Here is a 13,471-nt window from a genome sequence, read left to right on the forward strand (position 1 = left end):
GTGCGTGCCGACCGCAGGCAGTGCGCGTCGCTGGTAGCCTCGAACATCATGGGCACACTCATCTACGGTCCGGCAGCAACGTCGATCGCCATCGACGACCGCGATCTGGCCCACCTGCAAACCGTCATACTGGCGAAACTGCGCCGCAGCGAAAGCTTCGCCTTCAGCTGGGAACGGCCGGGTGACGTGGTCAGCGGTCACACCACGCTCTGGATGCACCCCCAGATGTACCTCGAGTTCAGCTACTCGGGGGCGAAGGGGCTCACGCTGAACCGTGCCTGGATCGATCGCCTCATGACGCGGGCCAACAGCGGCAGCGGCCTCGAGCTGATTCCCGAAGAAGCTCCGGCGAGCTGATCGAGTAGGGGAATCGCACCCTGTCTGCTTCACTTGCAGTATGAGAGAGCTGCATTACGGGTCAGGCGTGATCACCGTCAGTTTCGATGTGTGTTCTGCCGTGTTCGACTACACGGTTGCTCTGGCCAATGCGGGCCGAACAGATCGCATCACGATTCCGGTGCTGAACGGCGGCGAACGGGGGTTCTCGAACCTGCTGCTCGGGCCTCAGACGCAGCTGTACTGCACCGCGTCGGGCGACGAGGCCGGCACCGGCGAAACGACCGCCGGCGCCGGTACCTCCACCCCCGGCGTCGATCTTGACGACGCCGAACTGATCGAGACCCTCAAACGCAAGACCGCCCAGCTCAGCAACTCGACATCGTTGAGCGCCTCAAGTGGCAGCCTCAACGGCAGTGTCGACGAATCCGAACTGGGCGACGAGCACTTCGATCACTAGCTCTTGATGAACGCCAAGATGTCTTGGTCGAGCTCTTGCTGGTACGCACCGGCTATGCCGTGCGGGGCGCCCTTGTAGAGCTTCAGCGTTCCGTTCTTCACGAGCTTGATACTCTTCTCAGCCGCATCAGCCACCGGAACGATCTGGTCGTCGTCGCCTTGCGCAATGAAGATAGGCACATCGAGCGCCTTGAGGTCTTCGGTGAAGTCGCTCTCGCTGAACGCCTTGATGCAGTCGTAGGCGGCCTTGATGTTCACGTTCATGCCTTGGCGCCAGAAGTCGTCGATCAGTCCCTGCGACACCGTCGCACCATCGCGGTTCGCGCCGTAGAACGGCGTGGCGAGCTCTTCGTAGAACTGCGAACGGTCGGCGAGCACGCTGGCACGGAGGCCGTCGAACGCCTCGATGGGTGTTCCGTCGGGATTGCTCTCTGACTTCACCATGATGGGCGGAACAGCGCCGGCCGTGAAGACCTTCGCCACGCGCCCCGCGCCGTACTGCGCTGCATAACGAACAACCTCGCCGCCACCGGTGGAGTGCCCCACCAGAACGATGTCGTGCAGATCGAGGTGCTCGACGAGCGCGTTCAGGTCGGCGGCGTAGGTGTCCATATCGTTGCCCTCCCAGGGGCCCGACGACTTGCCGTGGCCGCGACGGTCGTGTGCAATGGCCCGGTAGCCGTTGTCGGCGAGCAGCTTGAGCTCCACGGCCCAGGCGTCTGAACTGAGCGGCCAGCCGTGACTCAGGATGACCGGCTGGCCGGTTCCCCAATCGGTGTAGTGAATCTGGGTTCCATCGGCGGTGGTGACGTAGGGCATGGTATTTCTCCTTTTGTGATGCGGTGAACGGTGTGGACGGTGTGGAGCGTGTGACTGGGTGACGTGTTACGAGTTCGTGGGGTCGGCGGGGCTGAAGGGAAAGGTCGGCAGAGCATCCACACCGCCGAACGTCGCCGCCAGAACCACGCGTGAATACGCCGAGGCCGAGGCGCGGTAGCCGATGTCGCCGGGCGTGGGGTGGTCGAAGACGATCAAGAAGTGAAGGTCGTGAGACGACGTGACCTCGATCTGGTGTGGATACGCCCGCGGAATGAAATAGCAGTCGCTCGGCCCGAGCAGGTGGGTGTCGACCGTGCCGTCGGGATCGCCAGCTTCACGTGAGCGAACGGATGCTCGAACGGCGCCGTCTCTTTACCGATGTTCTCGATGTGATGCAGCGAGCCCGAGGTGACGGAGAACATCTGGCTGACGGCAGTGCGTTCTCGCTCGTGGCCGTGAATCGAGCGATGCTGCCGAGGTCGCGCTGGTGTTGCGCCGGCGCTGCGGTGAGCGAGCGCACATGACGTGAAGTGCTCATGACGCTCACTCTAGGCCCGCCAATACGCGACACGCGTGGCCCTCACACGGCTACTCAGACCCGGCGACGTGTTTCGTTCGGCGGTATCGACCTGCCATACTGGAGCGACCATTCAAGAATGATCGAGGAGCGCCCGGTGACGACTTCCAACGGCAACCCTGTCGGCCGGCGGCGCATCGGCATTCTGCTCTTCGACCGCGTGAAGACGCTCGATTTCGTGGGGCCGGCCGAAGTGTTCGTCGAAGCGAACCAACGTGTCGACGGGTACGAACTCGTGCTGCTCTCGGCCGATGGCGCCGATGTGACGACGTCGATGGGTGTGCGCATCGGGGTACACGCCGCTGCGGCAGACGCAGGCGAATTCGACACGGTCATCGTGCCGGGCAGCGAATTCGTGCCGGGCGTTTTCGATGACCCTGCCATACTTGGTGCCGTGTTGTCGCTCTCAACGAGAACGCGGCGCATGGCGTCGATCTGCAGCGGTGCTCTGGCGCTCGCCGCAACTGGCCTGCTCGACGGTAAATCGGCCACCACGCACTGGAAATTTGCAGACTACCTTGCCAGCCATTTCGAGCAGATCACCGTACAGCCTGACTCCATTTTCGTGCGCGACGGATGCACGTACACCTCCGCCGGCGTGGCCGCCGGCATCGATCTGGCGCTCGCTTTGGTCGAAGAAGACCACGGTGCCGACGTAGCTCGCGCCGTTTCGCAGCTGCTTCTCGTCTACATGCAGCGCTCGGGTGGGCAATCGCAATTCTCGGCCTCGCTTCGGGCCACGCCGCCGCGCACCCCGGTGGCTCGCGCGGTTGCAAGCTATGTGAACGCTGACCCGAGCCGCCCGTGCTCGCTCGCCGATCTCGCTGCGTACGCGAACGTGAGTACGAGGCATCTCACCCGGGTGATGCAGGCCGAACTCGGCATGTCGCCACTCGAATACGTGACTTCGATGCGACTCGACCTTGCAACCGGGTACCTGGAGTCAGGCCGCTCTGTCGCTCAGGCCGCCGCAGATGCGGGCTACAGCTCGCCGGTGGCATTTCGACGCGCCTTCGTCGCACGTCTGGGCGTCACGCCCATCGACTATCAGCGGCGCTTTCAAACCACCAGGCGCGAAGAGTCTCAAGCGGTGTGAAGTCTCGGATGGCCGGGTCGCAAGCGGTCGAGGATCAGGCGGCTTGAAGCGCCGAGAGCCGGCCCGAGAGGGTAGCGATGCCGCGCAGCCGCTCGACAGGCGTGCCGATTCGGCTCAGATTGATGAGCCCCTGCGAAACCAGAACGATGTGCGCGCCGAGTGGCTCGATCTCCGCGCTGCTGATGCTTAGCTCGCCGTCTTCGATACCCTGCGCCACGCGAACGGTCACCACGTCTTCCATTCGTGACACTGCGCGTGAACTGATGGCCAGTACCTCAGGAAATCGGGTACCGAGTTCGGCCACGGAGTTCAACATGAGACAGCCACGTCGGTCTTCGAATGACGTGCAATCGGCAACCACCTTGTCGAGGTAGTTGGCAACGGCTGACTCGAAATCGCCATGATGCGCAGTGACTATACCGTCGACGAACGTCACCCTGCCCTCGCAGTAGCGACTGAACACAGCGAGAAAAAGGCCGAGCTTGCTCCCGTACGCGGCATAGATGCTGCCGTTCCCGACTCCGGAGAGTAGCGAGATGTCTTCGATAGAGGTCTGGTCGTATCCGTTCACCCAGAACGTCTCTTGGGCGCAGTCGAGCAGGGTGTGCTCATCGAAGCGCCGTGTGCCAGCCATAACTCAACGCTACAGGTAATGCGCCGGCATGCTGAATTGTGCGCTGGTCACTCGCGCGGCCAGCTGCGCGAGTGCAAAACTGCCCTCGGTGCCGGGTTCGCCGAAGATGATCGTGAGCGTATGGTCTGTGCTCGGCACGGCGAAGCTCTGGTATCGCAGCGAGACAAGGCCGGCCCCATCGATGTGATGCACTGTCGGGCCGAACGTGAGCGGGTAGGCGTCGTGACGCGCCCAGAGGTGCCGAAACTCTGGCTCTGCCGCCCACAGCGTTGCCACCACCTCAGCAAACCGTAGGTCTCTCGATCGCCCGTGATAGCGCAGTGCGGCCACCGCGCTCAGGGCCAGGCTAGGCCAGTCGAGAGCCGTTTGACGAACGCCCGGCGAGAACACGGTCAACACACAATTAGCTCCGGCTTTAAGAGTGCCGCCGCTCAAGGCGCCAGCGACCTCGTTGGCCATCACGATATCTTGGTTACGGTCGGTGATGTACGCTGGCGTCGCCGCCCACTGGTCGAGCAGGTCGAGCAGGCCCAGCAGTTGAGCGTCGTGCGTCGGGTCGGTGCCGACCGAGTGAACGGCGGTCGTGACGCTGACACGGGCATCCGGATGCGCGAGCCTCGCCGCATACGTCAGAGCGTGCTCATCGAGCAGAAGTGCGCGCCCTATGCCCCGCAGAACCTGATCTGACGGCTGGCGATCGCGGCCCTGTTCCAGACGAAGGTAATAGTCGCAGCTGATGGCCGCGATGGCGGCGACCTCGTCGCGCCGGAGTCCTTTCACGCGACGGTTGGACTCTCTGGGCAGGCCTACAGCTTCGGGCTGAACGAGCGCGCGGCGGGCACGAAGGTAGTCTCCCAGCTCTGACTCTGAGGGTCGTTGGAATGCTGGCTCGGCCTTCGTTGGCGTGAGTTCTGATGGTCTGCGGGTCATCGGTCGTCTCCACTGTCGAATCGCCCCACGGTGCTGGAGCGCCTGCTCCATGATGACTCAGCCGAGGTAGTCAGGCGAGAGTGATTGTGGCCGTGTGTGCGCTGTTTCGAGACACGATCAGGCGGCGAGAGGATGCTCGGCCGGCACCCGAACCGTCAGCCCACCGGGCACGACCCACGCATTGAACGCCGTCGCCTCGCCGAAGGTGTCGCCGTCGATCTCTAGCGCTTCGGGCCGGGAGAGGCGCACGATCAGGCGTTTGCCGGTGCGGTAGCGCAGTTCGGGGTCATTTCGATTGTGCGCAGGCAGGTCGCTGCCCCGTTACGTTGTTGCGAGCGGCGCGACCGCGGTTGATGACGGCGAGCAGGTTGCCCGTGCCGGAGGGCAGTAGCGCCATCGGTGTGCTCGAGCCCTGCAGCCCCTCGGCCACTGCCCGGATCGTGCCGTCGCCACCGGCGGCAAACACCATGTCGACGTTCTGCTCGAGCGCCTTTGTGGTCATGCCCTGACCGCCGTCTTCGACGGTGGTCTCGAGCCACACCGTCTCGCCCCAGCCGGCGCTCGTCGCCTCGGCCTCGACGTGGGCGCGCAGCACCTCGATGTTCACCTTGATGGGGTTGTAGACGACAGCGGCGACTTTCGGCGGGGTGGCTGGCATGCGCCCATCCTATGGGCGAGCGCGAGACCCAGGCCCGAGCTTTCTCTCTTTGCGCGCTCCAAGCGGTGTTGTATAGTAAGTTTTGCATTCGTATTCAAAGGAGAATTCAGCCCATGATCGCTCACATCAAATCGCCGAAACGTTCGCACAGCGAAACTGATTCTCAGGTTCGAGCAACCGTTGAGGGCATTCTCGGCGAGGTCGAGCGGCGGGGTGATGCGGCGGTGCGTGACTACAGCGAGAAGTTCGACGGCTGGTCGCCCAACGAGTGGCGTCTGAGCGATGACGCCATCGCGAAAGCCGTCGGCGAGCTCTCGCACGGGCAGATCGACGACATTCGGTTCGCCCAGAAGCAGGTGCGCAACTTCGCCCAGATTCAGCGCGATTCGATGCTCGACGTCGAAGTCGAGACGTATCCTGGCGTGATTCTGGGCCACAAACACATTCCCATCGACGCGGTGGGGTGCTACGTACCTGGCGGCAAGTACCCGCTCTTAGCGTCGGCGCACATGAGTGTCATCACGGCCAAGGTGGCCGGGGTTCGCCGTGTCGTGGCGACCGCGCCGCCGTACGAGGGTGCGCCGCATCCGGCCATTGTCGCGGCCATGCACTTCGCCGGCGCCGACGAGATTCTCGTTCTGGGCGGCACTCAGGCCGTCGCAGCCATGGCCATCGGCACCGAGAGCATCGCGCCCGTCGACATGCTCGTCGGACCTGGAAATGCTTACGTAGCCGAAGCCAAGCGCCAGCTCTTCGGCCGCGTCGGAATCGACCTGTTCGCAGGCCCTACCGAGACCTTGGTGATCGCCGACGACTCGGTCGACGCAGAGCTCTGCGCGGTCGACCTGCTCGGCCAAGCCGAGCACGGCCCCACCAGCCCTTCGATTCTGCTGACGAACAGTCGCGAACTGGCCGAGGCCACCATTCTCGAGGTCGAACGGCAGCTCGCGATTCTGCCGACTGGCCCTGTCGCCTCGGTGAGCTGGGCCGACTACGGCCAGGTTATTCTGTGCGACACCATCGACGAGATGATTCAGACCGCGAACGAGCTCGCCTTCGAGCACGTTCAGGTGATGACGCAAGACCCCGAGCTGTTCTTGGCGCGGCTGACGAACTTCGGTGCGATGTTTCTCGGCCCGCGCACCAATGTGGCCTTCGGAGATAAGGTCATCGGAACGAACCACACGCTGCCCACGAACAAAGCGGCCCGCTACACCGGCGGCCTCTGGGTCGGAAAATTCTTGAAGACCTGCACCTTCCAACGCATTCTCACCGACGAAGCCAGCGCTGAGATCGGCGCCTACGGGTCAAGGCTGGCCCACCTCGAGCACTTCGTGGGTCACGGCGAACAGGCGAACATCCGTGTGCGGCGTTATGGCAGCCAGCCCGACCTGCCCTGGTACGAGCCCGTCGCGGCAGGGGCCTGATGCTGCCCGTCACACCCTCTTTTCGACTGGATGCTCGGCGAGCCTTCATCGCCGGCGCGAGTCGAGGCATCGGGCGCGCCGCGGCCGTCGCTCTCGCTGAAGCCGGCGCGGAGGTCGTGGTGAGCGCGCGCTCTGAATCCGAGCTAGAAGAGCTCTGCGCCGAACTGACCGCGGCCGGGCGTGCAGCTCGGTGGGCTGTGCTCGATGTCAGCGATTCTGCGGCGGTCGATCGAGTCTTCGACGAATACGGGCCGTTCGACGTGGTGGTGAACAGCGTGGGCATCAATCGGCCGGTGGAGCTCGTCGATCTGGCCGACGCCGATCTGCACGACATGCTGAACCTCAACGTGACGGCCGCGTTCTATCTGGCACGGGCAGCGGCCAGGTCGATGATCGCTGCCGGCGCCGGTGGCTCGATCATCACCATCTCGTCGCAGATGGGTCATGTGGGCAGCCCGCGCCGCACGGTCTACTCGGCCACGAAACACGCGCTCGAGGGTTTGACGAAGTCGTTGGCCTGGGAGGTGGGTTCGGCGGGCATCCGGGTGAATACCGTGTGCCCGACCTTCATCGAGACCGATTTGACGAAGCCGATGCTCGATCAGCCCGGGTTTCGTGACTGGGTGAACAGCCGCAATGCCCTCGGGCGGGTCGGAACCGTCGAAGAGGTGATGGGTGCGGTCGTGTTCTTGGCGAGCGACGCCTCATCGCTCGTGACCGGTTCGTCGCTGCTGCTCGACGCGGGCTGGACAGCGCAGTGACTGGACAGCGCAGTGAACAGAATCAATTCAGAACAGAGACAGGAAGCACAATGAGCTACATCGAAGCAGACGCCCACCCCGAGATCTTCATCGACCACGGCTACGAAGAGCACATCGTCGACCTCGGCGAGATTCGCATGAACTACGCCGTGGCAGGCGACCCGTCGCTGCCGCCGCTTCTGCTGATTCCGTCGCAGAGCGAGTCGTGGTGGGGGTATGAGGGTGCCATGGCGCTGCTCGCCGAGCGCTTTCAGGTGTTCGCCGTCGACCTGCGCGGGCAGGGCCGTTCGACCTGGACGCCCGGGCGCTACACGCTCGACATCTTCGGCAGCGACCTGGTGCACTTCATCGACGAGGTGATCGGTCGGCCCACCTACATCAGCGGTCTCTCGTCAGGCGGAACGATCGCCGCGTGGCTCTCGGCCTTCGCCAAGCCGGGCCAGATCATCGCCGCCGTGTGGGAAGACGCGCCGTTCTTCTCGTCTGAGGTCACTCCCGCCATCGGGCAGGGCATTCGCCAGGGCATCGGCGTGACCTTCACCATGTGGAACAAGTACCTCGGCGACCAGTGGTCGATCGGTGACTTCGAGGGCATGCAGCGCGCCATGCCGAAAGCCGTACCGCTGTCGACCTTGAAGGCGCTCGGCCGAATGTTTCCGCGGCCCGAGGGTCACGAGCTGCCGCCCGGAGTTCCGCAGAACCTCAAGGAGTATGACCCCGAGTGGGGTAAGGCGTTCGTCTCCGGCGTTGCGACTGCCTCGTGCGATCACCAGAACATGATTCTGAACAACAAGGTGCCGGTATTGATCACGCACCACTTTCATTTCGTCGACGAACAGACCGGTCAGCTCACCGGCGCCATGAGCGACCTGCAGGCTCAGCGGGTCACCGAGCTCGCCCGCGAAACGGGCCAGCCGGTCACTTTCTTGTCGTTTCCCGAGATGGGGCACGCGATGCACCGGGTCGACCCGAAGCTCTACGCCGACACGGTGGTGACGTTCGTCGACGGGCTGGGCGCCGAATAACGACTCTCGCCGAATAGCGACCTCAGAGAGGCTCGGCCCTCGCACGAAGGATGTGGGCGTCGCTGCCTCGATATCATCGTTCGTGAGGCGTGTTGATTCTCCTCGCTGGCCCACCATCAGAGTTGGTATCGATCACATGAGCATTCCCGACGCGCTGAAAACAGCGAGCGAGCCCCTGCTGCTCACGAGACGACGAATCTGGATCATCTTCGGCGCGCTGATCGCAGGCATGCTGCTCTCGAGCCTCGACCAGACCATCGTCTCCACCGCCATGCCCACCATCGTGGGTCAGCTCGGCGGGGTCGAGAACCAGGCCTGGATCACCACCGCGTACCTGCTCGCCACCACCCTCGTGATGCCCATCTACGGCAAATTCGGCGACGTGTTCGGCCGCCGTGGCCTCTTTCTCATCGCCATAGCGCTGTTCACGCTGGCGTCGATGGGATGCGCGTTCTCGAGCGACTTCTGGGTCTTCGTGGTCTTCCGTGCCATCCAAGGCCTCGGTGGTGGCGGTTTGATCATCTTGTCGCAGGCGATCATCGCCGACATCGTGCCCGCATCAGAACGTGGCCGTTACCTCGGCCCGCTCGGCGGTATTTTCGGTCTCGCGGCCGTTGCCGGGCCGCTGCTCGGCGGGTTCTTCGTCGACCACCTCACCTGGCAGTGGGCGTTCTACATCAACATTCCGGTGGGCGTGATCGCGTTTGTCATCACCTGGTTCGCTCTGACGCTGCCGAACAAGAGACCGACGCATCGCATCGACATTCTCGGCGTGGTGTTTCTCTCGGCTGCCACGGCCTGCCTCATCTTCTTCACCGAGTTCGGCGGCAATGACAAGCACGGCTGGGGTGCCCCCGAGACGCTGATGTGGGGCGCGGGGTTGCTGATTGCGGCCTGCCTCTTCGTGTTCGTGGAGTCGAGGGCCGAAGACCCGATCATCCCGCTCTCGTTCTTCACGAACAGTGTGTTCGTCATTGCGACGGCCATCGGGTTCGTGCTCGGCATTGTGATGTTCGCGGCGCTGGCGTTCATTCCGACCTTCTTGCAGATGGCGTCAGGTGCCTCGGCCGCCGCTTCGGGGTTGCTGCTGCTGCCCATGATGGTGGGGCTCATCGGCGCCTCGATCATCTCGGGTATCGCTATCTCGCGCACGGGTAAATACAAGGCTTTCCCCATTGCGGGCACGTTGGTGACGGGGGCGGGGGTGCTCGCGATGACGACGCTGGGTGCATCCACCCCCATCTGGCTGATCTGCGTATATCTGTTCTTGTTCGGCACCGGGCTCGGGCTCATCATGCAAGTCATCGTGCTGGTGGTGCAGAATGCCGTGCCGGCGAGCGAGGTCGGTACGGCGACGAGCACGAACAACTACTTCAGAGAGGTGGGGTCGGCGCTCGGTGTCGCGGTGTTCGGGGCGCTGTTCACGAGCCGGCTATCGAGTTCGCTGTTCGACATCTTCAGCGCATCGGGGGCATCGCCCGATCAGGCAGCCACTTCGACGGCCAACCTCGACCCGGCTGCGCTCAATAAGCTGCCGCAGGCGATTCACGACCTGGTGGTGAACGCCTACGCCGACTCGCTGGCGCCGGTGTTCTGGTACCTGATTCCGTTCATCGCGGCGGCGTTCGTATTGTCTCTGTTCTTGAAGCCGATTCCGCTGTCAGACGTGGCCGGAATGGTGGCGCGCGGTGAGGCCGTTACGGGTGAAGAGGCCGACGTGCTCGAGGCAGCTCGGCTCGCCGAGACGAAGGCGCGTAAAGAAGGCAAGGCGAGTTCAGGCGGCGTGAACTGAGCCGGCGGATGTTCGTGCCGCGGTAACTGCGCGTCATTTTACGTATCTTCTCGAATTTTCGATAATCTGAAGATATGCCCTCCCCAACCGCACCCTCGACACGCGCAGCTGTCGTGCACGACTCGATTCGCGCCGACATCATCAGCGGCGCTCTCGAGCCGGGAACACCCCTTCGTCTCGCCGCACTCGCCGCTTCGTACGACGTGAGCATGTCGGTGGTGCGAGAGGCGCTCACTCGCCTGGCCGAGCATAATCTCACCGTGCTGGCGCCGAATCAGGGCTTTCGGGTGATGTCGATCTCTCGCGCAGACCTCGTCGAGCTCACCATGCTGCGCACCATGCTCGAGACCAAGGCGCTGGCACTCTCGATCGAACTCGGCGACGTGCCGTGGGAGGCGCAGGTGGTTTCGGCGCATCACGTTCTCGAGCGGGCGGCGTACCAGCGAGAGAACGAGCCGGGCAGCACCGAGCAGTGGACAGAGGCGCACGCAGCATTTCACGACGCCCTGGTGGGCGCGTGTGACAGCCCGCGGCTGATGACCATGACCCGTTCGCTGCGCGACAGCTCTGAGTTGTACCGTCAGCGTTCGGGTTTTGCTGAGGCGAGCGTCGGGCGCGACGTTGCAGGCGAACATCGCGAACTGATGGCGCTGACACTGGCGGGTAAGTCTGCCGAGGCGCAGGCGGCGTTGGTGCGGCACATCGAACGAACGACCGAACTGGTGCTGTCGACGCCGTTCGCCGATGGTGGTCTCGAGGGGTAGCTGCTGGTGGGTGAGCGAGAGGTAGTGTCGGGCGCCGGGTAGCTCTCGGTCGGGTGAGAATCGGTGATTGTGCCGGCTCGACGAATGCGCAGCAGAAACCTAGGCTTGAAGCATGGTCGGCAAGAAACCACGAAGCGATTCGCGCCTCAACGTTGCTCGCTACCAGGTCGACGGCTCGGTGCCCTCTGAAGAGCAGACCGAGAACGAGGCAGACGTCGCAGGCCAGACGCGCATGGAGGCGCGGGCGCAGTTCGTCGAAATCTCCATTCAGCAGGCGATGCGCCGCGGTGACTTCGACAACCTGCCGGGCGCAGGCAAGCCGCTCACCAACCTGCACCAGACCTACGACCCCGACTGGTGGATCAGGCAGAAGATCGAACGCGAGAACATCACAGGACTTGGCCCACCGGCTCTCACTCTGCGTACCGAGAATGCGGCTCTGGATGCCCGGCTCGACGCCGCGGCGTCAGAACACGCCGTGCGTGAACTTCTCGCTGACTTCAACGCCCGCATCATCGAGGCGCGCCGGCAGTTGAAGGGTGGCCCGCCGGTCATCACGCCCACCCGTGACGTCGATGCCGAGGTCGAGCGGTGGCGCGGCCGCCGCGCCGCGCGCTTCGAGGCAGCGGAGGGCGCTCGTGAGCGCCGCGCCGAAGAGCTCGCGGCGATGACCTGGCGGCAACGCCGGCGCGCTCGCCGCGAAGACGCGTGAGGGCGTAGCGGTGCGCGCGTGATGCTGAGAGAATTGACACGCAGGCCGAGTCGAAGGGTGGTGCTGTGATGCGAGCAACTAAGCAGCATGCCATGACGCTCGACGAAGCACTGCGCATCGAGGCCAATGCGCGCGACGGAATCCTCGACGAAGATCTTCCCGGCACCCGCGGAGTCATCGATCAGGCGCACCGAGTGCACCAGACGGCGTACATGTGGGGTTCGGTTCGGGGCGAGTCGGCGCCGCCGCGCATCCGCTGGGGAATAGCGATGGGTGTGGCAATGGTGCTCGTGACCCTCGGCGGTTTCACGCTGACCTTTCTTGCTCCGCACTAGGCGCTGCGCGTGACAACAGAGGGCCCGGCGACTCGCGATTCGCCGCAGCCGCAGCCGAGCGAGGTCGCCCCACCGCGTGCTACCGGCGGAGCGGCGACGCGGGTCGATGCGGTGTACTTCTGGGTGGTGCGCGTCGTCGCTAAGGTGGGCGTCATCGTCACGGTGTGGGCCGCGATCGCCACCGGGGCGATGCTCGTGCACGGGCATCCGGCTTACCTCGTGTTGCTGGTGCTGACGTTCGCGGTGAGTGTGTTCTTCGCGGTGAGGTCGTGGCTGAAGCGCGGGGTTGAGCACCGGCGGCACGAGGTGCTCAAGGGCATCCTCATCGTCTTATCGGTGCTGGTGCTCGGCGTCGTGGCCTGGCTGGTGCCCTCGTCGGCCACCGAGCCGGCGCTTTCGGCGATGAACTCCGACCAGGCTGTGACGGTCAGCGAGACGCCCACCGAGATCGTGCTGACCCCCACCGGCACCATCAGCGACACCGGCGTCTTCTTTCAGCCCGGTGCCAAGGTCGACGCGCGCGCCTACGCCGCGGTGCTTCGCCCGCTGGCCGAGGCGGGGCACATCGTGGTGATACCGAAGCAGCCGTTCGGCATCGCGTTTCTCTCCACTGGCTCATTCGCCGCCGCTCGCTCGGAACATGCTCCGGTGACCCAGTGGGTGGTCGCCGGTCATTCGCTCGGCGGCACGGTGGCCGCACTGGATGCCGCAACCTACGCCGGCCAGACCCCCGAGCCGGTCGTGGGTCTCATGCTCTACGCCTCCTACCCGGCTGGCGACGAGAGCGGGCTCAACGCCGACGTGCTCTCGATCTCGGCCTCGAACGACGGCCTCGCCACGCCCGCGAAGATCGACGCCTCGAAGCCCTCGCTGCCGCCCGACACTCAGTACGCGGTGATCGACGGATCGGTGCACGCCTTCTTCGGCGACTACGGCCCGCAGTCGGGCGACGGCACCCCCACCATCAGCCATGACGATGCTCGCGCGCAGATCTCAGCCGCCAGCGTCGCCTTCGTGAACAGCTTCGACGGCTGACTCGTCAGCCGTGAACCAGCCGAACGCGAGGCGTCAGTCGCAGATCCGTCAGTCGCAAACCCGCCGGTCGTGAACCCCCTCGGTCGTGAACCCGTCAGCCGCTGCTCCGTC

At 64.3% G+C, this 13,471-nt stretch carries 17 protein-coding genes; 11 read left to right on the plus strand and 6 right to left on the minus strand.

Going from position 1 to position 13,471, the window contains the following annotated elements; translation table 11 throughout:
* Positions 1-48 precede the first annotated feature (48 nt).
* On the plus strand, positions 49-357 hold the full coding sequence (locus IEX24_RS03675; protein WP_188673786.1) for a DUF7882 family protein: 309 nt from the start codon (positions 49-51) through the stop codon (positions 355-357).
* A gap of 40 nt (positions 358-397) precedes the next feature.
* Positions 398-796, plus strand: coding sequence for a hypothetical protein (locus IEX24_RS03680; RefSeq protein WP_188673789.1), 399 nt, complete (start codon positions 398-400; stop codon positions 794-796).
* Here the strand turns inward: IEX24_RS03680 and IEX24_RS03685 are convergent.
* Both IEX24_RS03685 and IEX24_RS03690 read right to left on the minus strand, forming a co-directional pair.
* The gene (locus IEX24_RS03685) at positions 793-1,614 is read right to left on the minus strand and encodes an alpha/beta fold hydrolase (RefSeq protein WP_188673792.1); all 822 of its coding nucleotides are present in this window, start codon (positions 1,612-1,614) and stop codon (positions 793-795) included. The two genes, IEX24_RS03680 and IEX24_RS03685, sit on opposite strands and share 4 nt — an antisense overlap.
* A gap of 66 nt (positions 1,615-1,680) precedes the next feature.
* The gene (locus tag IEX24_RS03690) at positions 1,681-1,830 is read right to left on the minus strand and encodes a cupin domain-containing protein (protein ID WP_188673795.1); all 150 of its coding nucleotides are present in this window, start codon (positions 1,828-1,830) and stop codon (positions 1,681-1,683) included.
* A 458-nt stretch (positions 1,831-2,288) separates the two neighbouring features.
* Between IEX24_RS03690 and IEX24_RS03695 the strand changes: the two genes are divergently transcribed.
* Positions 2,289-3,287 carry a GlxA family transcriptional regulator gene (locus tag IEX24_RS03695; protein WP_229715064.1) on the plus strand — a complete coding sequence of 333 codons (999 nt, stop codon included), beginning with the start codon at positions 2,289-2,291 and terminating at the stop codon, positions 3,285-3,287.
* Between the two features lie 34 nt (positions 3,288-3,321).
* On the opposite strand, the gene IEX24_RS03700 is transcribed toward IEX24_RS03695, so the two are convergent.
* The 4 genes from IEX24_RS03700 to IEX24_RS03710 all read right to left on the minus strand — a co-directional run bounded on the left by IEX24_RS03700 (position 3,322) and on the right by IEX24_RS03710 (position 5,509).
* Positions 3,322-3,921, minus strand: a complete 600-nt coding sequence (locus IEX24_RS03700; RefSeq protein ID WP_188673809.1) for a TetR/AcrR family transcriptional regulator — start codon at positions 3,919-3,921, stop codon at positions 3,322-3,324.
* 9 nt (positions 3,922-3,930) lie between these two features.
* Positions 3,931-4,851 (minus strand): helix-turn-helix domain-containing protein, encoded by a 921-nt coding sequence (locus tag IEX24_RS03705; RefSeq protein ID WP_188673811.1) that lies wholly within the window; start codon positions 4,849-4,851, stop codon positions 3,931-3,933.
* A 117-nt stretch (positions 4,852-4,968) separates the two neighbouring features.
* Positions 4,969-5,100 carry a hypothetical protein gene (locus IEX24_RS19815; protein WP_268236221.1) on the minus strand — a complete coding sequence of 44 codons (132 nt, stop codon included), beginning with the start codon at positions 5,098-5,100 and terminating at the stop codon, positions 4,969-4,971.
* Positions 5,101-5,137: 37 nt separating this feature from the next.
* Positions 5,138-5,509, minus strand: coding sequence for a diacylglycerol/lipid kinase family protein (locus IEX24_RS03710; RefSeq protein ID WP_188673813.1), 372 nt, complete (start codon positions 5,507-5,509; stop codon positions 5,138-5,140).
* A gap of 113 nt (positions 5,510-5,622) precedes the next feature.
* Here IEX24_RS03710 and hisD point away from each other — a divergent pair, with 113 nt between their 5' ends.
* The 8 genes from hisD to IEX24_RS03750 all read left to right on the plus strand — a co-directional run bounded on the left by hisD (position 5,623) and on the right by IEX24_RS03750 (position 13,360).
* Entirely contained in the window at positions 5,623-6,936 is a 1,314-nt protein-coding gene (hisD, locus tag IEX24_RS03715; RefSeq protein WP_188673815.1) for a histidinol dehydrogenase, read from the plus strand.
* Positions 6,936-7,697, plus strand: a complete 762-nt coding sequence (locus IEX24_RS03720) for an SDR family NAD(P)-dependent oxidoreductase (RefSeq protein ID WP_188673817.1) — start codon at positions 6,936-6,938, stop codon at positions 7,695-7,697. Before hisD ends, IEX24_RS03720 begins: the two co-directional genes overlap by 1 nt.
* A 50-nt stretch (positions 7,698-7,747) precedes the next feature.
* Positions 7,748-8,722 carry an alpha/beta hydrolase gene (locus tag IEX24_RS03725; protein WP_188673821.1) on the plus strand — a complete coding sequence of 325 codons (975 nt, stop codon included), beginning with the start codon at positions 7,748-7,750 and terminating at the stop codon, positions 8,720-8,722.
* A 136-nt stretch (positions 8,723-8,858) separates the two neighbouring features.
* Positions 8,859-10,514 (plus strand): MDR family MFS transporter, encoded by a 1,656-nt coding sequence (locus IEX24_RS03730; RefSeq protein WP_188673823.1) that lies wholly within the window; start codon positions 8,859-8,861, stop codon positions 10,512-10,514.
* Between the two features lie 74 nt (positions 10,515-10,588).
* Entirely contained in the window at positions 10,589-11,278 is a 690-nt protein-coding gene (locus IEX24_RS03735) for a GntR family transcriptional regulator (RefSeq protein ID WP_188673826.1), read from the plus strand.
* Between the two features lie 112 nt (positions 11,279-11,390).
* A complete protein-coding gene (locus IEX24_RS03740; RefSeq protein WP_188673828.1) occupies positions 11,391-11,990 on the plus strand; it encodes a DnaJ family domain-containing protein in 600 nt (199 codons plus the stop codon).
* A 65-nt stretch (positions 11,991-12,055) separates the two neighbouring features.
* On the plus strand, positions 12,056-12,325 hold the full coding sequence (locus tag IEX24_RS03745) for a hypothetical protein (RefSeq protein ID WP_188673832.1): 270 nt from the start codon (positions 12,056-12,058) through the stop codon (positions 12,323-12,325).
* 9 nt (positions 12,326-12,334) lie between these two features.
* On the plus strand, positions 12,335-13,360 hold the full coding sequence (locus tag IEX24_RS03750) for an alpha/beta hydrolase (RefSeq protein WP_188673835.1): 1,026 nt from the start codon (positions 12,335-12,337) through the stop codon (positions 13,358-13,360).
* The last annotated feature ends 111 nt before the right edge of the window (positions 13,361-13,471 follow it).

The organism is Subtercola lobariae (assembly GCF_014640255.1).
GTDB classification, from domain to species: Bacteria; Actinomycetota; Actinomycetes; order Actinomycetales; family Microbacteriaceae; genus Subtercola; species Subtercola lobariae.